The organism is Dactylosporangium sp. CA-139114 (genome assembly GCF_050955725.1).
Taxonomy (GTDB): domain Bacteria; phylum Actinomycetota; class Actinomycetes; order Mycobacteriales; family Micromonosporaceae; genus Dactylosporangium.
The window spans coordinates 7,966,496-7,989,412 of record NZ_CP192080.1 but is presented as its reverse complement, the minus strand read 5'-3'; the positions used below and the strand labels follow the sequence as shown (position 1 = coordinate 7,989,412).

24 protein-coding genes, 1 pseudogene and 1 riboswitch are annotated in these 22,917 nt (G+C 73.6%); of the genes and pseudogenes, 21 read left to right on the top strand and 4 right to left on the bottom strand.

Annotated features, from left to right (window positions below; all coding sequences use genetic code 11):
- Positions 1-103 precede the first annotated feature (103 nt).
- From mihF to ACQP2P_RS35600, 6 genes and pseudogenes are all read left to right on the top strand, one after another.
- A complete protein-coding gene (gene mihF, locus ACQP2P_RS35625) occupies positions 104-424 on the top strand; it encodes an integration host factor, actinobacterial type (RefSeq protein WP_190253177.1) in 321 nt (106 codons plus the stop codon).
- A gap of 164 nt (positions 425-588) precedes the next feature.
- Positions 589-858, top strand: a complete 270-nt coding sequence (gene rpoZ / locus ACQP2P_RS35620) for a DNA-directed RNA polymerase subunit omega (RefSeq protein WP_350612578.1) — start codon at positions 589-591, stop codon at positions 856-858.
- A gap of 7 nt (positions 859-865) precedes the next feature.
- The gene (gene coaBC, locus ACQP2P_RS35615; protein WP_433608487.1) at positions 866-2,098 is read left to right on the top strand and encodes a bifunctional phosphopantothenoylcysteine decarboxylase/phosphopantothenate--cysteine ligase CoaBC; all 1,233 of its coding nucleotides are present in this window, start codon (positions 866-868) and stop codon (positions 2,096-2,098) included.
- 126 nt (positions 2,099-2,224) lie between these two features.
- Positions 2,225-3,418: a methionine adenosyltransferase gene (gene metK, locus ACQP2P_RS35610; protein ID WP_433608485.1), complete on the top strand. Its 1,194-nt coding sequence runs from the start codon at positions 2,225-2,227 to the stop codon at positions 3,416-3,418.
- Between the two features lie 303 nt (positions 3,419-3,721).
- The gene (locus tag ACQP2P_RS35605) at positions 3,722-5,749 is read left to right on the top strand and encodes a primosomal protein N' (protein ID WP_433619389.1); all 2,028 of its coding nucleotides are present in this window, start codon (positions 3,722-3,724) and stop codon (positions 5,747-5,749) included.
- A gap of 252 nt (positions 5,750-6,001) precedes the next feature.
- A pseudogene (locus tag ACQP2P_RS35600) lies at positions 6,002-6,163 on the top strand (IS256 family transposase); the annotation flags it as partial.
- Between the two features lie 465 nt (positions 6,164-6,628).
- On the opposite strand, the gene ACQP2P_RS35595 reads toward ACQP2P_RS35600, so the two are convergent.
- Both ACQP2P_RS35595 and ACQP2P_RS35590 read right to left on the bottom strand, forming a co-directional pair.
- Positions 6,629-7,192 (bottom strand): AAA family ATPase, encoded by a 564-nt coding sequence (locus ACQP2P_RS35595; protein ID WP_433608483.1) that lies wholly within the window; start codon positions 7,190-7,192, stop codon positions 6,629-6,631.
- Positions 7,189-8,916: an ABC transporter ATP-binding protein gene (locus ACQP2P_RS35590; protein WP_433608481.1), complete on the bottom strand. Its 1,728-nt coding sequence runs from the start codon at positions 8,914-8,916 to the stop codon at positions 7,189-7,191. The genes ACQP2P_RS35595 and ACQP2P_RS35590 overlap by 4 nt, the downstream gene beginning before the upstream one ends.
- A 62-nt stretch (positions 8,917-8,978) precedes the next feature.
- On the opposite strand from ACQP2P_RS35590, the gene def reads away from it, so the two are divergent.
- Genes def through ACQP2P_RS35575 form a run of 3 tightly spaced genes read left to right on the top strand, consistent with a single transcriptional unit; the run spans position 8,979 to position 11,921 of the window.
- Positions 8,979-9,527 carry a peptide deformylase gene (gene def / locus ACQP2P_RS35585; RefSeq protein WP_433608479.1) on the top strand — a complete coding sequence of 183 codons (549 nt, stop codon included), beginning with the start codon at positions 8,979-8,981 and terminating at the stop codon, positions 9,525-9,527.
- Between the two features lie 7 nt (positions 9,528-9,534).
- Positions 9,535-10,482 carry a methionyl-tRNA formyltransferase gene (gene fmt, locus ACQP2P_RS35580; RefSeq protein WP_433608477.1) on the top strand — a complete coding sequence of 316 codons (948 nt, stop codon included), beginning with the start codon at positions 9,535-9,537 and terminating at the stop codon, positions 10,480-10,482.
- Complete coding sequence (locus ACQP2P_RS35575) at positions 10,482-11,921, top strand: RsmB/NOP family class I SAM-dependent RNA methyltransferase (protein WP_433608475.1); 1,440 nt, start codon at positions 10,482-10,484, stop codon at positions 11,919-11,921. Before fmt ends, ACQP2P_RS35575 begins: the two co-directional genes overlap by 1 nt.
- Here the strand turns inward: ACQP2P_RS35575 and ACQP2P_RS35570 are convergent.
- A complete protein-coding gene (locus ACQP2P_RS35570) occupies positions 11,907-12,464 on the bottom strand; it encodes a hemerythrin domain-containing protein (protein ID WP_433608473.1) in 558 nt (185 codons plus the stop codon). The genes ACQP2P_RS35575 and ACQP2P_RS35570 overlap by 15 nt on opposite strands.
- Positions 12,465-12,515: 51 nt before the next feature.
- Between ACQP2P_RS35570 and rpe the strand changes: the two genes are divergently transcribed.
- The 6 genes from rpe to ribH all read left to right on the top strand — a co-directional run bounded on the left by rpe (position 12,516) and on the right by ribH (position 17,869).
- Positions 12,516-13,178: a ribulose-phosphate 3-epimerase gene (gene rpe / locus ACQP2P_RS35565; RefSeq protein WP_433608471.1), complete on the top strand. Its 663-nt coding sequence runs from the start codon at positions 12,516-12,518 to the stop codon at positions 13,176-13,178.
- Positions 13,179-13,198: 20 nt separating this feature from the next.
- Positions 13,199-14,152, top strand: coding sequence for a GGDEF domain-containing response regulator (locus ACQP2P_RS35560; RefSeq protein WP_433608469.1), 954 nt, complete (start codon positions 13,199-13,201; stop codon positions 14,150-14,152).
- An 83-nt stretch (positions 14,153-14,235) separates the two neighbouring features.
- Positions 14,236-14,385: riboswitch (FMN riboswitch) on the top strand.
- 123 nt (positions 14,386-14,508) lie between these two features.
- Positions 14,509-15,537: a bifunctional diaminohydroxyphosphoribosylaminopyrimidine deaminase/5-amino-6-(5-phosphoribosylamino)uracil reductase RibD gene (ribD, locus tag ACQP2P_RS35555; protein WP_433608467.1), complete on the top strand. Its 1,029-nt coding sequence runs from the start codon at positions 14,509-14,511 to the stop codon at positions 15,535-15,537.
- A gap of 3 nt (positions 15,538-15,540) precedes the next feature.
- On the top strand, positions 15,541-16,152 hold the full coding sequence (locus tag ACQP2P_RS35550; protein WP_433608465.1) for a riboflavin synthase: 612 nt from the start codon (positions 15,541-15,543) through the stop codon (positions 16,150-16,152).
- Entirely contained in the window at positions 16,149-17,393 is a 1,245-nt protein-coding gene (locus ACQP2P_RS35545) for a bifunctional 3,4-dihydroxy-2-butanone-4-phosphate synthase/GTP cyclohydrolase II (RefSeq protein ID WP_433608463.1), read from the top strand. Before ACQP2P_RS35550 ends, ACQP2P_RS35545 begins: the two co-directional genes overlap by 4 nt.
- Positions 17,393-17,869 carry a 6,7-dimethyl-8-ribityllumazine synthase gene (ribH, locus tag ACQP2P_RS35540; protein WP_433608461.1) on the top strand — a complete coding sequence of 159 codons (477 nt, stop codon included), beginning with the start codon at positions 17,393-17,395 and terminating at the stop codon, positions 17,867-17,869. The genes ACQP2P_RS35545 and ribH overlap by 1 nt, the downstream gene beginning before the upstream one ends.
- Before the next feature lie 54 nt (positions 17,870-17,923).
- Here ribH and ACQP2P_RS35535 read toward each other — a convergent pair whose 3' ends face one another.
- Entirely contained in the window at positions 17,924-18,412 is a 489-nt protein-coding gene (locus ACQP2P_RS35535) for a hypothetical protein (RefSeq protein WP_433608459.1), read from the bottom strand.
- A 38-nt stretch (positions 18,413-18,450) separates the two neighbouring features.
- On the opposite strand from ACQP2P_RS35535, the gene ACQP2P_RS35530 reads away from it, so the two are divergent.
- From ACQP2P_RS35530 to infC, 6 genes are all read left to right on the top strand, one after another.
- Complete coding sequence (locus ACQP2P_RS35530) at positions 18,451-19,083, top strand: SigE family RNA polymerase sigma factor (RefSeq protein ID WP_433608457.1); 633 nt, start codon at positions 18,451-18,453, stop codon at positions 19,081-19,083.
- On the top strand, positions 19,080-20,093 hold the full coding sequence (locus ACQP2P_RS35525) for a Gmad2 immunoglobulin-like domain-containing protein (RefSeq protein WP_433608455.1): 1,014 nt from the start codon (positions 19,080-19,082) through the stop codon (positions 20,091-20,093). The genes ACQP2P_RS35530 and ACQP2P_RS35525 overlap by 4 nt, the downstream gene beginning before the upstream one ends.
- Before the next feature lie 88 nt (positions 20,094-20,181).
- Positions 20,182-20,445, top strand: coding sequence for a phosphoribosyl-ATP diphosphatase (locus tag ACQP2P_RS35520; RefSeq protein ID WP_433608453.1), 264 nt, complete (start codon positions 20,182-20,184; stop codon positions 20,443-20,445).
- A gap of 78 nt (positions 20,446-20,523) precedes the next feature.
- Positions 20,524-21,375: an ATP phosphoribosyltransferase gene (gene hisG / locus ACQP2P_RS35515; protein ID WP_433608451.1), complete on the top strand. Its 852-nt coding sequence runs from the start codon at positions 20,524-20,526 to the stop codon at positions 21,373-21,375.
- Between the two features lie 15 nt (positions 21,376-21,390).
- A complete protein-coding gene (locus ACQP2P_RS35510) occupies positions 21,391-21,864 on the top strand; it encodes a PH domain-containing protein (protein WP_433608449.1) in 474 nt (157 codons plus the stop codon).
- A gap of 238 nt (positions 21,865-22,102) precedes the next feature.
- Positions 22,103-22,723, top strand: coding sequence for a translation initiation factor IF-3 (gene infC, locus ACQP2P_RS35505; protein WP_350612825.1), 621 nt, complete (start codon positions 22,103-22,105; stop codon positions 22,721-22,723).
- Positions 22,724-22,917: the final 194 nt, after the last annotated feature.

The window sequence follows — 22,917 nt, the reverse complement described above, 5'->3', positions numbered from 1 at the left end:
AGGCGTCGATCTTGCCTTCCGACGTTGCCGAAATGGCTTCTGACCGCTAGTTTTCCCGGCGCTAGACCATCAACACTTTTTTCAAGGGACCTGAGGAGACCTGGTGCCGCTCCCGTCACTGAGCCCGGAACAGCGCGCGGCCGCTTTGGAAAAGGCGGCTGAGATCCGTAAGGCTCGCGCTGAGCTGAAGGAGCAACTCAAGCAGGGCAAGACGACGCTTGCCGCCGTGATCGACCGTGCGGAGTCCGACGACGTCGTCGGCAAGCTCAAGGTCTCGGCCGTGCTCCAGGCGATGCCCGGCATCGGCAAGATCCGGGCAACGCAGATCATGGAGAAGCTGAAGATCGCCGAGAGCCGCCGCCTGCGCGGCCTGGGCGACCAGCAGCGCAAGGCCCTGCTCGGGGAGTTCGCCGGCGGCAAGTGAGCCCCCGGCGGTCCCCCCGGACCGGTTGCATCATCCCGACGCGCTCGGACCTCCCGGTCCGGGCGCGTCGGCGTTCCGGCTGCTCAGTCGGGGCGTGGCTCTGGTAAGGTTGTGCGGTTCGCTCGCAAGAGCCGTCAATTCCGAAAGTGTTGAGGTTTAGATCCGTGGCCGGAACCGTGGCAGACCCGCAGGGGATCACCAACCCGCCGATCGACGAGCTGCTGGAAAAGACGACCTCGAAGTACGCCCTGGTGATCTTCGCGGCGAAGCGTGCCCGCCAGGTCAATGCCTACTACAGCCAGCTGGGCGAGGGGCTCCTCGAATACGTCGGTCCCCTCGTGGAGACCACGCCGCAGGAGAAGCCGCTCTCCATCGCCCTGCGCGAGATCAACAGCGGGCTGCTGACCGCCGAGCGCATCGAAGAAGTCGTCTGAGCAAGCAATGCCTGACCAGCCCGCCGAGGGACGCCCTCGGGTCGTCCTCGGCGTGGCCGGTGGCATCGCCGCCTACAAGGCCTGCGAGCTGCTGCGGCGGCTGACCGAGTCCGGTCACCGGGTGCGGGTCGTGCCCACCGCCGCCGCGCTCACCTTCGTCGGCGAGGCCACCTGGGCCGCGCTGTCCGGGCAGCCGGTCAGCGCCGACGTCTGGACCAGCGCCCACGAGGTGCCCCACGTCCGCCTCGGCCGCGAGGCCGACCTGCTCGTCGTCGCCCCGGCCACCGCCGACATCCTCGCGAAGGCCGCGCACGGCCTCGCCGACGACCTGCTCACCAACACGCTGCTCACCGCCCGGTGCCCGGTGCTCTTCGCGCCCGCCATGCACACCGAGATGTGGGAGCACCCCGCCACCCAGGCCAACGTCGCCACCCTGCGCGCCCGCGGCGCCGTGGTGCTCGAGCCCGCCGTCGGGCGGCTCACCGGCGCCGACACCGGCAAGGGGCGGCTGCCCGAGCCGGCCGAGATCTTCGCCGTCGCCGTCCGGCTGCTGCGCCGCGGGGCGGGGGAGTCCGGCCGGGGTGACCTGGCCGGGCGGCACATCGTGGTCACCGCCGGCGGCACCCGTGAGCCGATCGACCCGGTCCGGTTCATCGGCAACCGGTCCTCCGGCAAGCAGGGTTACGCGATCGCCGGCGCCGCCGTGGCCCGCGGGGCCCGCGTCACCCTGATCGCGGCGAACGTCACACTGCCGGACCCGGCGGGGGCCGACGTGGTGCGGGTCGAGACCACCGAGCAGCTGCGGGTGGCCGCCGTGACCGCCGCCAAGGGCGCCGACGCCGTGATCATGGCCGCCGCGCCCGCCGACTTCCGGCCCGCGCGGCTGTCCGAGACGAAGATCAAGAAGGTGGACGGCGCGGCACCCACGCTGGAGCTGGTCACCAACCCCGACATCGCCGCCGAGCTGGGCGCGGCCAAGCCCGAGGGGCAGGTGCTCGTCGCCTTCGCGGCCGAGACCGCCGACCTCGAGCGGGCCGTCGTCGCCGGGCACGAGAAGCTGCTGCGCAAGCGGGCCGACCTCATCGTGGTCAACGAGGTCGGCATGAACAAGACCTTCGGCGCGGAGCGCAACCAGGCCGTCATCCTCGGTGCCGACGGCAGCCGCGATCCGTTGCCCGAACTGTCCAAAGACGAGCTGGCGGATAGGATTTTGGACCGCGTGGCCGCCTGTTTCGCCTGATCGACGGAGTGTGAGGCGCAACGCAGCGCCGTGATACCCAGCCGGGGGTCGACCGCGGCGCCGGTCCGAGGTCGTACACTCTGGCGAAACTCATCTCTCGTCCGCCGTATCTCCTGAGGAGCACCATTGGCACGCCGCCTGTTCACGTCAGAGTCGGTCACCGAAGGCCACCCGGACAAGATCGCCGATCAGATCAGTGACGGCGTTCTCGACGCACTCCTCGCCCAGGACGCGCGCAGCCGCGTGGCGGTCGAGACGCTCATCACGACCGGCCAGGTCCACGTCGCCGGCGAGGTGACCACGACCGCCTACGCCGACATCGCGAAGATCGTTCGCGAGACGATCCTGGGCATCGGCTACGACTCGTCCAAGAAGGGCTTCGACGGCGCGTCCTGCGGCGTGAGCGTGTCGATCGGCTCCCAGTCGCCCGACATCGCGCAGGGCGTCGACTCGGCCATCGAGGTGCGCGAGGGCGCCGGCGGCGACGCTCTCGACCTGCAGGGCGCCGGCGACCAGGGCATGATGTTCGGCTTCGCGTGCAACGAGACGCCGGAGCTCATGCCGCTGCCCATCGCGCTGGCCCACCGCCTCGCCCGCCGCCTCTCCGCGGTGCGCAAGGACGGCACCATCCCCTACCTGCGCCCGGACGGCAAGACCCAGGTCACCATCGAATACGACGGCCTGCGCCCGGTGCGCCTGCACACCGTCGTGGTGTCCAGCCAGCACGCCCCGGACATCTCGCTCGACTCGCTGCTCACCCCGGACGTGCGCGAGCACGTCATCGCCCCCGAGCTCGAGGGCCTGGGCCTGGACACCGAGGGCTACCGCCTGCTGGTCAACCCGACCGGTCGCTTCGAGATCGGCGGCCCGATGGGCGACGCCGGCCTGACCGGCCGCAAGATCATCGTCGACACCTACGGCGGCTACGCCCGCCACGGCGGCGGCGCCTTCTCCGGCAAGGACCCGTCGAAGGTGGACCGGTCGGCGGCCTACGCGATGCGCTGGGTGGCCAAGAACGTGGTGGCCGCGGGCCTGGCCGACCGCTGCGAGGTGCAGGTGGCCTACGCGATCGGCAAGGCGCACCCGGTCTCGCTGTTCGTGGAGACCTTCGGCACCGAGGTCGTGCCGGTCGAGCGCATCGAGAAGGCCATCAACGAGGTCTTCGACCTGCGCCCGGCCGCCATCATCCGCGACCTGGACCTGCTCAAGCCGGTCTACCAGCAGACCGCGGCCTACGGTCACTTCGGCCGCGAGCTGCCCGGCTTCTCGTGGGAGCAGGCCTCCCGCACGGCCGAGCTGAAGTCCGCCGCCGGCGCCTGACGCATTCTCGAAACTTTTCCGACGTTGGCCGATCAGCCCGGGTCCCGGTTTGATCGGCCTTCGTCATTTCCGGCGCCGGACGAGAATCCAGAAGCGTCTATTCATTCAGCTTCACCCGTCATTGATGCGCGCTCAACTGATCCATCCGAGCCTATTGAACCGGCGTTGTTCCCCGAGTCGGAACTGAAGCCGCGCGCGGCCGCCGAGCGCATTGCCGGAAACGCCGGCGGGAAGGCGCGCGCCGCGCGCAAGGCGGCCCCGCCGAAACGCGCGGCCGACGATTCGCCGATCGCCCGCGTGTGCGTGGACAGCCCGCTGCCCCACCTCGACCGCCCCTTCGACTACCTGGTGCCGGCCGACGCCGCCGCGGCCGCCCGCCCCGGCACGCGCGTGAAGGTGCGCTTCGCCGGCCAGCTCGTCGACGGGTTCGTGCTCGAACGGGCCGCGTCGAGCGAGCACGAGGGGCGGCTGTCGTACCTGGAGAAGGTCGTCTCGCCCGAGGTCGTGCTCACCCCGGCCGTCGCGCGGCTGGCCCGGGAGGTCGCCGACCGCTACGCGGGCACCCTCTCCGACGTGCTGCGCCTCGCGATCCCGCCCCGCCACGCGAGGGCCGAGGCGGCCGAGCCGGCTGCCGCCCCCGAGCCCTTCGCCATCCCGGCCGGTGCCCTCGCACCCCGCCCCGCCACGTCGCCCTCGGCTTCCGGCTCGGGCGAGTCGTCCCCCGCTGTCCGTCCCGCTGACGGGGCCGCTGCGGCCGGCGCCGGCGGGCCCCTTCGCGAGGGTGAGGCTTTCGGGGCGGGCTGGGCGCGGTACACGGCCGGCGCCGCGCTGCTGCGGGCCCTCGCCGACGATCGGGCGCCCCGCGCGGTCTGGACGGCGCTGCCCGGCGAGGACTGGCCGTCCCGCCTCGCCGAGGCCGCCGCGACCAGCCTCGCCGCCGGCCGGGGCGCGCTCGTCGTGGTGGCCGACGCCCGGGACCTCGACCGCCTCGACGCCGCCCTGCTGCGGGTCCTCGGCGGCCCCGGTCACCACGTGGCGCTGTCGGCCGCGATCGGGCCGGCCGAACGGTACCGCCGCTTTCTCGCCGTCGCCCGCGGCACCGCCCGCATCGTCATCGGCACCCGCGCGGCCGCCTTCGCCCCGGTGCACGACCTCGGCCTCGTCGCCATCTGGGACGACGGGGACGATCTGCACGCCGAGCAGCGCGCCCCGTACCCGCACGCCCGGCAGGTCCTGCTCGCCCGCGCCGAGCAGGAGCGGTGTGCGGCGATCGTGGGGGGCTTCGGACGTACCGCTGAAGCCCAACAGCTCGTCGAGACCGGCTGGGCGATCGAGGTCGGCGCCGCCCGCGATGAACTGCGCCGGGCCATGCCGCGCGTGCTGACCGTCGGGGAGCACGAACGCTCCCGCGACCCCCAGGCCCAGGCGGCCCGCCTGCCCACGATCGCCTGGCGCGCCGCGCGCGAGGCCCTGGCCGGCGGCCGGCCCGTGCTCATCCAGGTGCCCCGCCGCGGCTACCTGCCCGCCGTCGCCTGCGCCGACTGCTACACCCCGGCCCGCTGCACCCACTGCTCCGGCCCGCTCGCGCTCCCCGCCGCCGACGGGATTCCCGTGTGCCGCTGGTGCGGCCGCCCCGCCGCGGGCCACGCCTGCCCCGAGTGCGGCGGCCGCCGGCTGCGCGCCGCGGTCGTGGGCGCCCGCCGGACGGCCGAGGAGCTCGCCCGGGCCTTCCCCGACACCACCGTGCGCACCTCGGGCCGCGACGAGATCCTGACCGTGGTGCCGCACGAGTCCACCCTCGTCGTCTCCACCCCGGGCGCCGAGCCGCTCGCCGTGGGCGGCTACGGCGCCGTGCTCCTCCTCGACGCCTGGGCCTTCCTCACCCGCGCCGACCTGCGCGGCACCGAGGAGGCGCTGCGACGCTGGTTCGCGGCGGCGGCCCTGGCCCGGCCGGGCGCGCCGGTGGTGGTGGTCGCCGACGGCGGGCTGGCGGCCGTGCAGGCGCTGCTGCGCTTCGACCCGGCCTGGCTCGCGGCCCGCGAGCTCGCCGACCGGCGCGAGCTCGGCTTCCCCCCGGCGGCGCGGATCGCGGCGCTGACCGGGCCGCCGGCCGCGGTCGCCGAGCTGCTGTCGCTGGCCGAGCTGCCGCCGGGGGCGGAGGTGCTCGGGCCGGTGCCGGCCGCGGAGGGGCAGGAGCGGATGCTGGTGCGGACCGCGCGGTCGGCGGGGAAGGCACTGGCGTTGGCGTTGCGGGCGGCGGCGGGGGCGCGCTCGGTACGCAAGGCCGCCGACCCGGTCCGCATCCAGGTCGACCCGCTCGACCTGCTGTGAACCGCTTCCGCCCGCGCCCCACCCGCTCGGCCGCCCCCTCCCCGCTCGGACCGGGTTGGCCCGCTGGGTCCGCGTCGGTCCGCCCGGCCCGGCTCCTATGGCCTTTTGGCCCCCCGTAGCTTCTGGCGCCGGCCACCGTGCGCACGAGCCCACCGTCCGCGGGCCCGGCACCTCGACCGTGCGGGCCTTCTCGCAGTCGTTTCACCGGTCGTGGTCACGTCCGCGCGAGTGGTGTACGAATCGCCCACCTTTATGGTGGTTGGGAGATTGGACGTTGGCCGGTTCCTGCGTGCGGAACTTGCTGCGGCGTCACCCGATCTGCCGCGTTCGATGGTGAAAACGTTCGCCGAAGCGTTGATGTCGGCCGAGGCCGACGCCGTGTGCGGTGCCCCGTATGGGGAGCGCAGCGAGGCCGGCGTTGATGACTCCCAGCAAATCCACCTTTCCCGGTATTTCCCGCGGGAAAATCATGTTGGAGGCCGCGTTCCGGACATATCGCTTGCCCCCGTTTCAGAGGGTCTTGGCAACGCCTGACCCTGATCAGGGGTTGCCGTGTTCGAGATCCGGGAGAGTCGTCGCCCGCAGAGGTGCATGCCGTTGTTGGCGGGGTTCGGGGTGACCGGCTGCTTGCCGGTGTGTCGCAGGTGGCGATCGCGGCGGAGCCGGGCCGGTCGCCGTGCACGGTCGGCCGGGAGATCACCCGAACCAGGACCCGACCGGGGGTGGCTGTCAGCCGTTCGCTGCGCAGCGCGCCGAGCGGCGCCGGACCCGGGCCGAACCCCGGACGTCTGGCCGGGAACCCGGTCCTGCGCGAGGTGGTCCAGGACCTGCTGGCGTCGCGGCACAGCCCGGCGCGCAGCGCCCGACCTATCGCCCCAGTTATCGCCCCAGCACCGACGACAGCGCCTCCAGCAACGGCGGAGCCCCAGCCCGGTTGTCCACCTCCACATGCGGCACCACAGGCGCCCGATCCGGCGGAATGGCCGCCAGGAACTCCGCCCACCGAGCCAGCTTCTGCCCGTCCCGGTGCGACCCCCGCGCGACCAGCCGCTCCCGCAACGTCTGCGGATCGCAGCGCACCCACACCAGCGACACCGGGTCGCCGCCCAGGGCCGCGGTGAACGCCCGCCAGCGGGCCGCGTCCGAGATCTGCCCGGTGAACGGGGCCGAGAGCAGGACCGGGCAGCCGTGCGAGCGGATCTCCCGCGCGGTCGCGGCGAGGCCCGCGTACTCGTGGATCTTGATGTTCGCGTCGTACCACGGGCCCTCGCGCTCGCCCTCGGGCCGGCCCGCCGCCTCCAGGGTCGCGGCCACGAAGTCGCCGTAGAGGGTGTCCTTGTCCAGCAGGGCCGGCGTGGGGGAGAGCAGGCGCAGCAGCAGGGCCGCGACCGTCGACTTGCCGGCGCCCGGCGGGCCGGCGACGACCCAGGCGGCGGCGGTCATGCCACCAGGAGCTGGTTCGTGGCCAGCTCGCGGTACAGGGGGCTGATCTCCAGCAGCTCCTCGTGGCGGCCGACGGCGGCGACCCGGCCCGCCTCCAGCACCACGATCTGGTCCGCGTCGACCACGGTGGACAGCCGGTGGGCCACGACGATCATGGTGCGGTCGCGCGCGACGGTGTCGATCGCCTCGCGCAGGGCGACCTCGTTGCGCGCGTCCAGGTTCGAGGTCGGCTCGTCCAGCAGCAGGATCGGCGGCGCGGCGAGCAGGGTGCGGGCGATGGCCAGCCGCTGCCGCTCGCCGCCGGACAGCAGCACACCGCCCTCGCCGACCTGGGCGTCCAGGCCGTGCGCGGTGCGCCCGACGATGTCGGTGAGGTTGACCGCCGCGAGGACGCCGAGCATCTCGGCCTCGGTCGCCTCCGGCACGGTCAGGCGCAGGTTCTCCCGCAGGGTGCCGGCCAGCACCGGGGCCTCCTGCTCGACGTACCCGAGGTGGGCGCGCAGCGCCTGGCGCGGCAGGTCGCGCACGTCGGCCCCGGCCACCCGGACGGCGCCGCCGGTGACGTCGTAGAAGCGCTCGACGAGCTGCAGCAGCGTCGACTTGCCGGCGCCGGAGGGGCCGACGAGGGCGGTACGGGTGCCGAACGGCACGGTGAACGACACGTCCCGCAGCACCGGCTCCGGCGCCGCGGCGTAGCCGAACGTGACGTGCTCGAAGACGACCGCGGCCGGGCCGGCGCCCGGGCTCGCGGTGCCCGCGTCGGGCTCCAGGGGCACGGCGAGGATGTCCTCCATGCGCTGCAGCGCGCCGAGGCCGGTCTGCAGCTGGGTGTACGCGTGCATCGCCTGCCCCAGCGGCATGACCAGGAAGAACAGGTAGAGCACGAACGCCACCAGATCCCCGACGGAGATCGAGCCCGCGGCGACCCGGGCACCCCCGACGCCGAGCAGGAGCAGGAACGAGCCCTGGATGGCCGCGATGCTCGCCGGGCCGACGAGCGCCTGCAGGCGGGCGATGCGGACCCCGGCGCGGTACGCCTCCTCGGCGCTGGACTCGACGGCCGCGATCTCCCGCTCCTCGGCGTTGCTGGCCCGGATCGTGCGGGCGGCCGACAGCGCGCGCTCCACGGCGCTGGTCATCTCGCCGATGCGCTCCTGCGCCGCCTCCGAGGCGGGCCGCACCCGGCGGGAGAAGACCAGCGCGATCGACAGGCCCACCGCGAGGCCGAGCCCGGCGGTGAGGAACAGGATCGGGTCGAGCAGCAGCATCGCGACCGCCGCCCCGACCACCATCACCGCGCCGGTGACGGTCTCGAACAGCCCCGAGGTGACCACGGCCCGCAGCAGCGTCGTGTCCGCGCCCACGCGGGAGAGCAGGTCGCCGGTGCGACGGGAGTCGTACTCGCTGATCGGCAGCCGCAGCAGGTGCCGCGTGAGCCGGCGGCGCGAGCTGAGCACGAGCCCCTCGGCCGTGCGCTGGAGCAGGTAGTCCCGGACCGCGTTGAGCACCGCGACCGCCGCGAGCACCGCCACGAGCAGGGCGACCGTGCCCCACACCGTGCGCGACGCCTGCAGCCCGTCGAGCACCTCCCGGGTGAGCAGCGGCTGGGCGAGCGTGGTGACGGAACCGAGCAGTGAGAGGACCCCGACGACGACGAGGGTGGCCCGATGATCACGGAGGTACGGCAGGAGTGACCGCAGCGAGACGCGAGGCGAGTCGGACACGAATCCAAGCTAGCCTAGACTTGGACGGCTGAATTCCGCCGAACTCCAAGATGAGGTGCCGCTTGACCGTCCAGTCCGTCCGCCTGTTCGGCGACCCGGTGCTGCGCACTGCCGCCGACCCGGTCGCCGACTTCGACAAGGAGCTGCGCAAGCTGGTGAGCGACCTGCTGGACACGATGCACCAGCAGAACGGCACCGGCCTGGCCGCGCCCCAGATCGGCGTCGGGCTGCGGGTGTTCACCTTCGACGTCGACGACGTGGTCGGGCACCTGGTCAACCCGGTGCTGGAGTTCCCCGACGAGGAGGAGCAGGACGGGCCCGAGGGCTGCCTGTCGATCCCCGGGGTGTATGTCGACACCAAGCGGCGCCAGAACGTCATCGCCAAGGGCTTCAACCAGCACGGCGACCCGATCCAGATCGTCGGCACCGGGCTGATGGCCCGCTGCGCCCAGCACGAGACCGACCACCTCGACGGCGTGCTGTTCGTCGATCGGCTCGACGCCGAGCGGCGCAAGCAGGCGATGAAGGAGATCCGGGCGGCGGAGTGGTACAACCCGGACGCGCCGCCGGTCGTCAAGGCGAGCCCGCACGGGCTGTTCGGCATCCGGTGAGGCTGCGGTGAGGCTGATCTTCGCGGGCACCCCGGCCGTGGCCCTGCCCGCCCTCGACGCGATCGCCGCGTCGCAGCACGAGCTCGTGGCGGTCGTCACGCGCCCGGACGCGCCGTCCGGCCGCGGCCGGCAGCTCGTCCCGTCCCCGGTGAGCGCCTGGGCGAGCGAGCGCGGGATCCCCGTGCTCACCCCGGCCAAGCCGCGCGACCCGGAGTTCCAGGACCGGCTGCGCGCCCTGGAGCCGGACTGCGCGCCCGTGGTCGCCTACGGCGCGCTCGTCCCGCGCAGTGCCCTCGACATTCCGCGGCACGGCTGGGTGAACCTGCACTTCTCGCTGCTGCCCGCCTGGCGGGGCGCCGCGCCCGTGCAGCACGCGGTCCTGCACGGCGACGAGGTCACCGGGGCGAGCGTCTTCCAGCTGGAGGAGGGCCTGGACACCGGGCCGGTCTACGGCACGCTCACGGAGCCGGTCGGCCCGCGGGACACCTCCGGCGACCTGCTCGAGCGGCTGGCCGAGTCCGGCGCCGAGCTGCTCGTGCGGGTGCTGGACGGCATCGCGGCGGGGGCTCTGTCGGCGGTACCGCAGCCGCAGGAAGGCATCTCGAGCGCTCCGAAGCTGACCGCGGAGGATGCCCAGGTGCGGTGGTCCGATCCGGCGTTCGCGGTCGACCGGCGGATTCGGGCCTGCACCCCGGCCCCGGGCGCGTGGACGACGCTGCGCGGGGACCGGCTCAAGCTCGGTCCGGTGACCCCGCTCACGGCCGCGACCGTGATCGCCGGCGGCCCGGCCGCGCCCGGCCCGGGTGAGGTGGTCGTCGAGCGCAACCGCGTGCTCGTCGGCACCGGCACCGTGCCCGTGGTGCTCGGCACCGTCACCGCGCCCGGCAAGAAGGCGATGCCCGCCGACGCGTGGGCCCGCGGCGCCCGGGTCGAGTCCGGGGAGCTCGTGTCTTGATGCGCTCTGCTCCTCGGCGCGGCCCGGGTCAGCGGCCGGCCGGTGGGCGCGACGACCGGCTCGCGCGGCCCCCGCGCGGCGGCCGGCCCGCGATCGACCCGGCCCGCGAGGCCGCCTACGAGGCCGTCGCCGCCGTGCACCGCGACGACGCCTACGCCAACCTGGTGCTCCCCGGCATCCTGCGCGAGAACGGCGTGTCCGGGCGGGACGCGGCGTTCGCGACCGAGCTGACCTACGGCACCCTGCGCCAGACCGGGACCCTCGACGCGATCGTGGCGGCCGCCGCCGACCGGGCGATGGAGCGCATCGACCCGCCGGTGCGCGACGCGCTGCGGATCGGGGCGTATCAGCTGCTGCACATGCGCGTCGGCGCCCACGCCGCCGTGGCGACCACCGTGGACCTCGTGCGCTCGCTGGTGCCGGGCGCGGCCGGCTTCGCCAACGCGGTGCTGCGCCGCGTCGCCGAGTCCGACCGCGCGGCCTGGGTCGAGCGCCTGGCGCCCGCGGACCCGATCGCCCGCGCCGCGCTGACCCACGCCCACCCGGCGTGGATCGTCAACGCGTTCGCCGACGCGCTGGGCTCCCTCGACGAGGCCGAGCTCGCGCTGGACGCGGACAACCTGCCGCCGGCCGTGCACCTGTGCGCCCGGCCGGGGCTGGTCTCCGCGGCCGACCTCGCGGGCGGGCTGCGCGGGGCGGCGGTCGGGCGCTACTCGCCCTACACGGTCGTGCTCGCCGGCGGGGGAGACCCGGGCGGGATCGCGGCCGTGCGCGACGGGCGCGCGCACGTGCAGGACGAGGGCAGCCAGCTCGTGGCCGCCGTGCTCGCGAACGCGCCCGTGGACGGGCCGGACGGGCGCTGGCTCGACCTGTGCGCCGGGCCGGGCGGCAAGGCGGGCCTGCTCGGCGCGCTCGCCGCCGAGCGCGACGCGCACGTGACCGCGGTCGAGGTCGCCCATCACCGGGCCGCGCTCGTGGCCCGGGCGACCGAGGGGCTGCCGGTCTACACCATCAACGCGGACGGCCGCGACGTCGGCAAGGACCCGGACCTGCCCGAGGGCGCCTTCGACCGGGTGCTCGTCGACGCCCCGTGCACGGGCCTGGGCGCCCTGCGCCGCCGGCCCGAGGCGCGGTGGCGCCGTCAGCCGTCGGACCTGCCGCCGCTCACCCGGCTGCAGCGGGAGCTGCTGCAGGCGGCCTTCCGGGCGGTCCGGCCGGGCGGGGTCGTGGCGTATGTCACCTGCTCGCCGCACCAGGCCGAGACGGAGGTCTCGGTGACGGAGGCGGCCCGGCGCTCGTCGATCGACATGGAGCTCGTGGACGCGCGGCCGTACCTGCCCTCGGCGCTGCCCGAGGTGGGGACCGGCCCGACGGTGCAGCTGTGGCCGCACCGCCACGGGACCGACGCGATGTTCGTGGCCCTGCTACGCCGCGCCTAGGCTCTCCTGCGAGCCCCGCTGGTGGGGCGGCCGGCCGTCGGGGACGAGCGCGGCGACCGCGTCGCGGTGCCCGCATCCGGCTCTGATCAGCCGGTCCCGCTCGGCCCGCCAGGCGGCTCCCAGGGCCGAGCGGGTGGCGGCGTCGAGCTGAAGGCGGGCGTCGTTGAGCAGCGTCCGCTCCTCCTCGTCGACGTGGTGGGCGAGGGAGTTGGCCAGCTTGCCCACGGCCCGGTCGAACTCGGGCGCGAGCACGTCGGCGACGTCGAGCAGGGCGAGGAGCTTGCGGTGCCCGTCGATGTGCTCGTCGGCGCCGTGCTCGACGTGCGCGCCGCCGCCGGAGAGCTCACGCAGCTTCGGGTACACCGCCGACTCCTCCGCCGTGGCGTGCGCGACGAGCAGGTCGGCGAGCTCCGTGCGGGCGCTCACCCGGCGGGCCCGCACCAGCTCGGCGTCGGTGTCACGGGTGCGCAGGATGCGCAGGAGGTGTTCGAACCGCACGTGGTCGCTGACGATCGCCTCGACGACATCCCCGGCAACATCCATGGGGGCCATTCTCGCAGCCGCGGTGGGAGCATCACCGATAGCATCACGCCTGTGTCGGACAACGTGGTGATCGCGCCCTCGATTCTCGCTGCGGACTTCGCCCGCCTGGCCGAAGCGGCCCGGGCGGTCGAAGGGGCCGCGGACTGGCTGCACGTGGATGTCATGGACTACCACTTCGTGCCCAACCTCACGATCGGGCTGCCCGTGGTGCAGAGCCTGCGCAAGGCGACCACGCTGCCGTTCGACTGCCACCTCATGATCGACGACCCGGCGCGGTGGGCGAGCTCCTACGCCGAGGCCGGGGCATACAACGTGACCTTCCACGCCGAGGCGGCCACCGACCCGGTGGCGATCGCGAAGGACCTGCGCTCGGCGGGCAGCCGGGCCGGGCTGGCGATCGACCGGGACACCCCGGTCGAGGGCTACCTGGAGCTGCTGCCCCACTTCGACCTGCTGCTCATCATGACCATCAAGGCCGGCTTCGGCGGCCAGGCGTTCCTGCCGCAGCTGCTGGACAAGGTCCGCACGGCTCGTCGCCACGTTGACGCCGGTCACCTCGAGTTGCGCATTGAAGTCGACGGCGGTGTGGCCGAAGATACGATCGCGGCGTGTGCGGAGGCGGGGGCCGACACGTTCGTGGCCGGAACCGCCGTCTACGGCGCGGAGGACCCGGCCGCGGCGGTCCGCAAGCTGCGCAGCATCGCCGCCGGGTAAATCGAGCAGACGGGACAAAGGTGGGCGAACGCGACCTGATCCTCGTGGTCGACGACGACGTCGACATCGCCCGGTTCATCAGGGTGAACCTCGACCTCGAGGGGTTCGAGGTGATGATGGCCAACGACGGGGCCACCGCGCTCAACATGATCCAGGAGCACAAGCCCGCGCTGGCCGTGGTCGACTGGATGATGCCGCAGCTGGACGGGCTCGAGCTGACCCGGCGGCTGCGGGCCGATCCGATGACCGCCTCGATGCCGGTGATCCTGCTGACCGCGCGCGGGCAGACCGCCGACAAGGTGATCGGGCTGCAGGCCGGCGCCGACGACTATCTCGTCAAGCCGTTCGACACCATGGAGCTGGTCGCCCGGGTGCGCTCGACGCTGCGGCGCAACCAGGAGAACCGGGAGGTCTCGCCGCTGACCGGCCTGCCCGGCAACACCCGCATCCTGCGCGAGATCACCGACCGGGCCCGGGCCGGCACCGACTTCGCCGTCTCGCACGTGGACATCGACCGGTTCAAGCCGGTCAACGACGTCTACGGCTTCCAGCGCGGCGACGAGTTCATCATCGCCCTCGCCCGCGCGCTGCACCGGGCCGTGGTCGACGTCGGGCTGCCACCGGCGTTCCTGGGCCACATCGGCGGCGACGACTTCCTCATCGTCTGCACCCCGGAGCAGCTCAAGGACCTGACCACGAACGCGATCCTGGCCTTCCAGGCCGCCTCCGACACGCTGTACGACCCGGTGGACGCCGAGCGCGGCTACATCGAGGTCGTCTCCCGCACCGGCGAGGTCCAGCACCCGAACCTCGTCACGCTGTCGATCGGGGTGGCCGTCGCGACCCCCGAGAGCGGGCAGTTCACGGACCCGCGCGAGGTGATCGCCATCGCCACCGAGATGAAGAAGGTGGCCAAGAAGCACAACGGCAACTACGTGGCCATCGACCGCCGCAGCGCCGTCGACCTGAGCTGACGCGACCCGGTTGTGACGCATATCCCGGAACCGGGCCGGTAAGGACCGGGGGTTCTGTGTCAGACTCAGGGTACGTACCCACCACGCGCTGGCGGGGCTCGGTGAAATTCCGAACCGGCGGTAACCGCCCCTGAACGGGAGCGGAAGCCCGCGACCCGGTCGAAGCCATCGGCCGGTGGACCTGGTGTGAGTCCAGGGCCGACGGTCACAGTCCGGATGGGAGTTCAGCGCGCGGGATCCGGTGTCGCCCCCTGTGGGCGGTTCCGGAGGGTCGCCGCGCGCTCCCCGGCGCAGCTGTTCCGGGGGTGTCATCGGCGTCCCCCCGCGTGTGATCACCGACCACGCGGGAGAGGGCCATGGCAGACGACGAGACGTTCATGCGACGCGCCATCGAGCTGGCGCGCCTGAGCCTCGGCGAGACCAGCCCCAACCCGAACGTCGGCTGCGTGCTCGTCGCGCCGGACGGGCAGATCGTGGGCGAGGGGCGAACGGCCCCCGCCGGCGGCCCGCACGCCGAGGTCAGGGCGCTGCTGGCGGCGGGCGGGCAAGCCCGCGGGGCCACCGCCTACGTCACCCTCGAACCGTGCGACCACACCGGCCGGACCGGGCCGTGCTCGCGCGCGCTCATCGCGGCCGGGGTCGCCCGGGTCGTGGTCGGGGTCGCGGACCCCAACCCGGTGGCGGCGGGCGGGGCCGAGACGCTGCGGGCCGCCGGGGTCGCCGTGGAAGTGGGTTCGGTACTGCACGAGCCCGCCCGCGACGCCATGGAGGGCTGGCTCACCGCAGTGACCCGCGGCACTCCTTACGTGATCTGGAAGTTCGCGGCCACGCTCGACGGCCGCTCCGCCGCCGCCGACGGGACGAGCAAGTGGATCACGTCCCCGGACGCCCGGGCGGACGTGCACCGGCTGCGGGCCGGGGTCGACGCCATCATCGCCGGCATCGGCACCGTGCTGGCCGACGATCCCCAGCTCACGGTGCGTTCGCCCCAGGGTGTGCTCGCCGAGCGCCAGCCGCTGCGGGTGGTGGTCACGGGCGAGCGCGGCGCCGAGCTGGAGCGCGGCGGCTTCCGGGTCATGGACCGAGCGGCCGCCACCTGGGTGGCCCGGGGCGGTGACCTCCCGGCCATGCTGCGCGAGCTGTACGCGCGCGGGGTGCGGGTGGCGCTGCTCGAGGGCGGCCCGACGCTCGCGGGCGCGTTCCTGGCGGCCGGCCTCGTGGACCGGGTCGTCGCCTACCTCGCGCCCAAGCTGCTCGGGGCCGGCCCCGCGGCCCTGGGCTTCGCGGGAATCTCCAGCATCGCCGAGGCTTTGACGCTCGACGTCGTCGACCTTGCCAGGATCGGGCCGGACGTGCGCCTGACGGCAACAGTGAAAGGTGCGTGAGCCGTGTTCACCGGCATCATCGAAGAGCTCGGGATGGTCGTGGCGATCGACGAGCTGGGCGACCTGAACCCAGACTTCGCCCGGCTGGCGATCCGCGCGGCGACCGTCACCGCCGACGCCGCCCACGGCGACTCGATCTCGGTCAACGGGGTCTGTCTCACGGTCGTGGACAACGCCGACGGCGTGTTCACCGCCGACGTGATGGGGGAGTCGCTGCGGCGCTCGACGCTCGGCGCGCTGCGACCGGGCTCCGCCGTGAACCTCGAGCGCGCCGCGACCGTCGCCACCCGCCTCGGCGGCCACATCGTGCAGGGCCACGTCGACGGCGTCGGGCAGATCCTGTCGCGCGAGGCCGGCGACCAGTGGGAGACGGTGACGTTCGCGCTGCCCGAGGGGCTCGGGCGCTATGTGGTGGAGAAGGGCTCCATCACCGTCGACGGGATCTCGCTGACCGTCATGGCCGTCACGGACGACACGTTCTCGGTCGGGCTGATCCCGACCACGCTCAAGCTCACCACGCTCGGCGCCAAGGGCGTCGGCGAGCGGGTCAACCTGGAGGTCGACATCATGGCGAAGTACGTGGAGAAGCTGCTCGGGAAGGCCGGCCAGGCATGAGCGACCCTGTCACGGGCCTCGACCCGATCGAGCGGGCGGTCAAGGACATCGCGGCCGGGCGCCCGGTCATCGTCGTCGACGACGAGGACCGCGAGAACGAGGGCGACCTGATCTTCGCGGCCGAGTTCGCCACGCCGGAGCTGGTCGCGTTCATGGTCCGCTACACGTCCGGCTACATCTGCGTGCCGATCACCGAGGCCGAGGCCGACCGGCTCGACCTCCCGCCGATGTACCGCACCAACCAGGACCGCCGCGGCACCGCCTACACCGTGACGGTCGACGCCCGCTTCGGCGGCACCACCGGCATCTCCGCCGCCGACCGCGCCCGCACCATCAAGCTGCTCTCCTCGGCCGACACCCAGCCGCACGACCTGTCCCGGCCCGGGCACATCGTGCCGCTGCGGGCCAAGGACGGCGGGGTGCTGCGCCGGGCCGGGCACACCGAGGCCGCCGTGGACCTGGCCACCATGGCCGGCCTGCGCCCCGCCGGCGTGCTGTGCGAGATGGTCAACGACGACGGCACCATGATGCGCCTGCCCGACCTGCGCAAGTTCGCCGAGGAGCACGACCTGGCGCTGATCAGCATCGCCGCCCTCATCGCCCACCGCCGCCACACCGAGCAGCAGATCGAGCGGGTCGCCGAGACCCGGCTGCCGACCGAGCACGGGGTGTTCCGGGCGGTCGGGTACACCCAGAAGTACGGCACCGGCGAGCACATCGCCCTCGTCTACGGCGACCTCGGCGACGGCGAGGACGTGCTCGTGCGGGTGCACTCCGAGTGCCTGACCGGCGACGTGTTCAGCTCGGTGCGCTGCGACTGCGGCCCCCAGCTGGAGGCGTCCATGAAGATGGTCGCGGCGGAGGGGCGCGGCGTCGTGCTCTACATGCGCGGGCACGAGGGCCGCGGCATCGGGCTCATGCACAAGCTGCAGGCGTACCAGCTGCAGGACCTCGGCCGCGACACGCTCGACGCCAACCTGGACCTGGGGCTGCCCGCCGACGCGCGCGAGTACGGCACCGGCGCGCAGATCCTGGTCGAGCTCGGGATCAAAACGATGCGGCTGCTCACGAACAATCCGGCGAAGCGGGCGGGGCTGGAAGGGTACGGTCTGTCCGTACTGGGTCGTGTGCCCCTGCCGACCCGGCCGCACCCCGAGAACGTGCGCTACCTGCGTACCAAGCGGGACCGTATGGGGCACCTGCTGGACGAGCTCGACGAGGTCGCGGAGGGACTTGCGTAATGGCTGGGAGTGGGGCACCCGTCCTGCAACGGGTGGACGGCACGGGACTGACGCTCGGCATCGTGGCCACGCGGTGGCACGGCGAGCTCGTCGACCACATGCTGAACCGGGCGATCGAGGCCGGGGAGTCCTCCAACGTGGACCACATCACGGTGGCCCGGGTCGACGGCGCCGTGGAGCTGCCCGTGCTCGCGCAGGGGCTGGCGCACCGCTTCGACGCGGTCGTCGCGCTCGGCGTGGTCATCCGGGGGGACACGGCGCACTTCGAGTACGTCTGCCAGTCCGTGACCGACGGGCTCACCCGGGTCGCCCTGGACTGCGCGACGCCGGTCGCCCACGGGGTGCTCACGGTCGACAGCTACGAGCAGGCGCGGGCCCGGGCCGGGTTCGCCGACTCGGCGGAGGACAAGGGCTACGCGGCCGCGCTGGCCGCCCTGGACGCGGCGGTGGCGCTGCGGCTCGTCGCCAAGTCCTGACACGGCGTGCGGTGGGAGGCGCCCAGGACAGGGCCTGGCCTCCCACCGCGCACCTCAGACCTCGAGGGCCGCGGCCAGCTTGTCGCGGAAGGTGCGCTCGGCCGCGGTGACCTGCTCGCCGCCGATGCCCAGCACCCCGCCGGTGCTCGCCGCGCCCACGACCACGTCGGCGACGGTGACCACCCAGTAGCGGTAGGCCTCGGCGTCGGCGTGCGCGGTCTTGGCCGCCAGCAGCTCGTGGGCCGCGCGGGCCCGCGAGATCACGTCGGCCAGCCCCGCGTCGCGGTCGGGGAACTCGATGACCGGGGGCTCGTCGCCGTCGGTGATGTCGCCCTGGCGGCTGACCACCTCGGCGGCGACGGTCTTCACGAGCTCGCTGGACGAGCCGCGGCCGTCGGCGATGGCGGTCATGCCCGCCGCCCACTCCTCGCGCGTGCGCCGGGCCCCGTCGTGCTCGGCCTGGGACGCGGCGATCAGGACGGACTGGGGGAGGCCGACGAGCAGGCCCCACTCTTCGTCGGTGTACTTCGGCTCCGTATCCACGAGGCTCAGGGTAACCACGTGATCAGCCCGGTAAACCGATGGGCGGACCCGCGCGTCGTCTGGTCGTGATGGCGCAGGCCGCGGCGGCGGCGTGGGACCGTAGGCCGGTGGAGGTGGCGGCCCCGGGCGATCCCGTGCGCGGCGCGGTGCCCGGGGAGACCGCGCGCGGGTGGAGCGCCGACGACGCGATCGCGGCGCTGTTCGCCGCGCACTATCGCGGGCTCGTGCGCCTCGCGGTGCTGCTCCTGCACGACGAGGGGGTCGCGGAGGACGTGGTCCAGGACGCGTACGTCGCGCTGCACCGCCGCTGGCGGCGCCTGCGGGACGCGGACAAGGCGCTGGCGTACCTGCGCACCAGCGTGCTCAACGGGGCGCGTTCGGCGCTGCGCAGACGGGGCGTCGCCGAGCGGCACATCGCCCGCGGCCCGGACGGGCCGCAGGTCGTGGCCAGCGCCGAGACGGGCGCGCTGAGCCTGCTGGCGCACCGGGAGGTGCTGGAGGCGGTACGCCGGCTGCCCACCCGCCAGCGCGAGGCGATCGTGCTGCGCTACTACGGCGAGCTGTCCGAGGCCGAGATCGCCGACGCCATGGGGGTCAGCCGCGGCGCCGTCAAGAGCCACGCCTCCCGGGGCATGGCCGCCCTGCGCGAGAGCCTGGAGCGGGCCCGATGAGGCCGGGGCAGTCGGCGCAGGACCGGCTCCGGGAGGCGCTGCGGGCCCGGGCCGCCGAGGTCGAGCCGTCGCCGGACGCCCTCCCGCGCATCCGGCGGCGCACCGCCCGGGCCCGGCACCGCGGCGGTTGGGTGCCGGCCCTCGCGGCCGCCGCCGTCGCGGCCGTGATCGCGCTCGGCGTCGTGGCGGTCCAGGCCGGCCGCGGCGAGCACGCCACCCTGCCGCCCGCGGGGCCCGCGTCCGGGTCGCCGGCCGTGACCGGCACCCGGCCCGGCGCGCCGGAGCCGTCCGGGGCCACGCCGGCGACGGTCGCCCTGCCGGCCTACTTCACCCGCAACGGCCGCCTCTACCGGGAGTTCCTGCCGGCCACCCCGGGCGACGACCGGGGCCGCATCCGGGCCGCCGTCGAGTTCTCCCTGCGGGGCGAGGCGAAGGATCCCGACTACAGGAGCCTGTGGCCGGCGACCGTCCAGGTGCACGGGGTCGCGATCGACGGGGGCGTGGTCACCGTCGACCTCGGCGGCGTCGGCCCGGCCCCGGCGGAGCCGAAGCTCGCGGCCCAGCAGCTGGTCTACACCGTGCTGGCCGCGGCGACCTACACCTCGATGCGCCACGCCGACGGGGTCCGGGTGCTCGTCGACGGCGCGCCCGTGGCCCGGCTGTGGGGGGTTGTGGACACGAGCGGGCCGCTGCGGCAGGGCACCCTGGCCGACCTCCAGGCGCCGGTCTGGGTCATCGAGCCCGACCAGGGGGCGGTGGTGGGCAAGAGCTTCACGGTGTACCTCGCCGGGGTCGTTGCCGAGGGCACGGTCAGCCTGCGCATCCGCGACGCCGCCGGCACGGTCGTCCTCGAACGGGTCGTGCAGCTCAGCGCCGGGGCGCCGGCGCTGGGGGAGGCGCGGGTGCCCGTGACGCTGCCCTCGGGGCCGCACACCGTCGAGGCGTTCGTGTATTCGCAGCAGGACGGCAGCGTGCAGTGGGTGGACGACCACGCCTTCTCCGTGGCTTGACCGGCTCGCAGCCCGTGGGGTGACCGGCGACACGCCTGTCAGCAACCGGATTCCGTTTCCGGCCCCAGGCCTGCGAGAATCCCTGCCCGTGAAGACCTTCGACGAGCTGTTCACCGAGCTGAGCGCCAAGGCGGCGGCCGGCACCCCCGGATCCGGCACCGTGGCGGCGCTGGAGAAGGGCGTGCATTTCATCGGCAAGAAGGTCGTCGAGGAGGCCGCCGAGAGCTGGATGGCGGCCGAGCACGAGGGCCGGGAGCGCACCGCCGAGGAGCTGTCGCAGCTGCTCTACCAGGTGCAGTGCCTGATGCTGGCGACGGGGCTGTCGCTGCAGGACGTGTACCGACATCTGTAGGCCGGTTCCCGCACCTGTAGGCCGGTTCCCGGCCTGCGCCCGCCCGTCGCGCCGACCCACCCGTCTGGAGACCAGCCCGTGCTTCGCATCGCCGTGCCCAACAAGGGCACCCTCGCCGGCCCCGCCACGCAGATGCTCCAGGAGGCCGGCTACCGCCAGCGCTCCGACCCCAAGGACCTGCTCTGCCGCGACGACGCCAACGGCGTCGAGTTCTTCTACCTGCGCCCGCGCGACATCGCCACCTACGTCGGCTCGGGCGACCTCGACCTCGGCATCACCGGCCGCGACCTGCTCATCGACGCGGGCAGCCCGGCGGTCGAGGTGCTCGACCTCGGCTTCGCCCGCGCCACGTTCCGTTTCGCCGCCGTCCCCGGCTCGGTGAAGGGCTCCGCCCCGTCCGACCTCGAGGGCCTGCGGGTCGCCACCGCCTACCCCGGCGTGATGGAGCGCTACTTCGCCGAGCACGGCGTGCGGGCCGAGGTCATCCGGCTCGACGGCGCCGTGGAGAACGCCATCCGCCTCGGCGTCGCCGACGTCATCGCCGACGTGGTCGAGACCGGCCGGACGCTGCGCCAGGCCGGCCTGGAGACGCTCGGCGAGCCGATCCTCAAGTCCTCGGCGCTGCTCATCCGGCGCGCGGGGGAGGAGCTGCCGGCGGGTGTACCGCAGCTGCTGCGTCGCCTCCAGGGCGTCCTGGTCGCCCGGCAGTACGTGATGCTCGCCTACGACGTGCGGGCCGACTCGCTCGACGCGGCCGTCGCGCTCACCCCGGGCATCGAGTCGCCCACCATCTCCCCGCTGCACCGCGAGGGCTGGGTCGCCGTGCAGGCGATGGTGCCCCAGGCCGAGGTGCACCGGATCATGGACGAGCTCTACGAGGTCGGCGCCCGCGCCATCCTGGTGACCGGAATCCACGCCTGCCGGCTGTAGTGGCAGACTGGGGCCGTGAGCAGCAGCGAGCCGAGCACGGCCCCACTCGTCGCCCGTCCGCAGCGGGCGCGCATCATCGCGTATGTCCTGGCGCTCGTCGTCGCCGTCGTCTTCACCCTCATCGCGTTCGGCCTGCACGGCAAGACCGGTGACGGCCCCGGCTACTTCCAGCGCGGCGACCAGGCCGCGATGATCGGCCTGGGCCTGTGCGCGGCCGCCGCCATCCTGCTCATGGCCCGCCCCCGCGTCGAGGCCGACGAGCGCGGCGTGCGGGTGCGCAACATCATCGGCGGCTACGACCTGCCCTGGGAGACGGTCCGCGCGGTGACCTTCGGCCGCGGCGCGCCCTGGCTCACCCTCGACCTGCACGACGACGAGCGGGTGGCGGTCATGGCGGTGCAGATGGCCGACAAGGACTACGCGGTCAAGGCCGCCCGGCGCCTGCGGGCACTGCACTCGGCGAGCTTGACAACATCCGTGGTAGAGTAGTCCGCGTCGACCGCATCCCGTCCCGTCGGGGTGTTCGAAGCGGGGCCTCGGCCCCCACCCGTGCAGCTGATCTGGCGGCCGGGTCCGGTCCGACCGTGGCGGCCCAATCGGTCGCGGCGGTCGAACGGCCCTCGCCTGCGCATGCGCGGCGGGGGTTTTTGGCGTTGCTACGCCCCCAAAGGGCTTGCCTGGCGGATGCGTCGACCGCATGAGTTGAAGTACCTATCGAGGAGGCCACATCAGCGTCGAGCCACGCGTCAACGAGCAGATCCGGGCACGTGAGGTCCGGCTGGTCGGCCCGGAGGGTGAGCAGGTGGGCATCGTCCCGCTCGAGCGCGCGCTCCAGCTGGCCGCCGACGTGGACCTGGACCTGGTCGAAGTTGCGCCCATGGCACGCCCGCCCGTCTGCAAGCTCATGGACTTCGGCAAGTTCAAGTACGAGAGCGCGCTCAAGGCCCGGGAAGCCCGGCGTAACCAGCAGCAGACCGTCATCAAGGAGATGAAGCTCCGCCCGAAGATCGATCCGCACGACTACGAGACCAAGAAGGGTCACGTGGTGCGGTTCCTGAAGGCGGGCGACAAGGTCAAGGTAACGATCATGTTCCGTGGCCGCGAGCAGAGCCGCCCGGAGCTTGGTTTCCGGCTGCTGCGCAAGCTCTCGGAGGAGATCTCGGAGCTGGGCTTCGTCGAGGCCGCGCCGAAGCAGGACGGCCGCAACATGATCATGGTCTTGGCGCCGCACCGCAACGTGAAGGCCGCCGCGACCGAGCGTCGCGAGGGCAAGGCGGACGGCACCCCGGGTGCGGAGGGCGAGACAGTCGCCGACCTGCCCGAGCCGGTCACCGCCGACCAGGCTTGATCCGAACGGCCTGACACCAGGCCGCCCCGGCACCCCGGATCGTGACCAGAGATCCGGGGGTGCCATAACGCCCGGGGCCGCGACCAGCGGCCCGGGGCGTCGTTCCAGCATGTCCACCACCGCGTCGTGCGGGCGGGTCCGCACCATGCGGAAGGCCCGGCTGCGCGCCGGAGCTAATGAAGGGCAACATCACC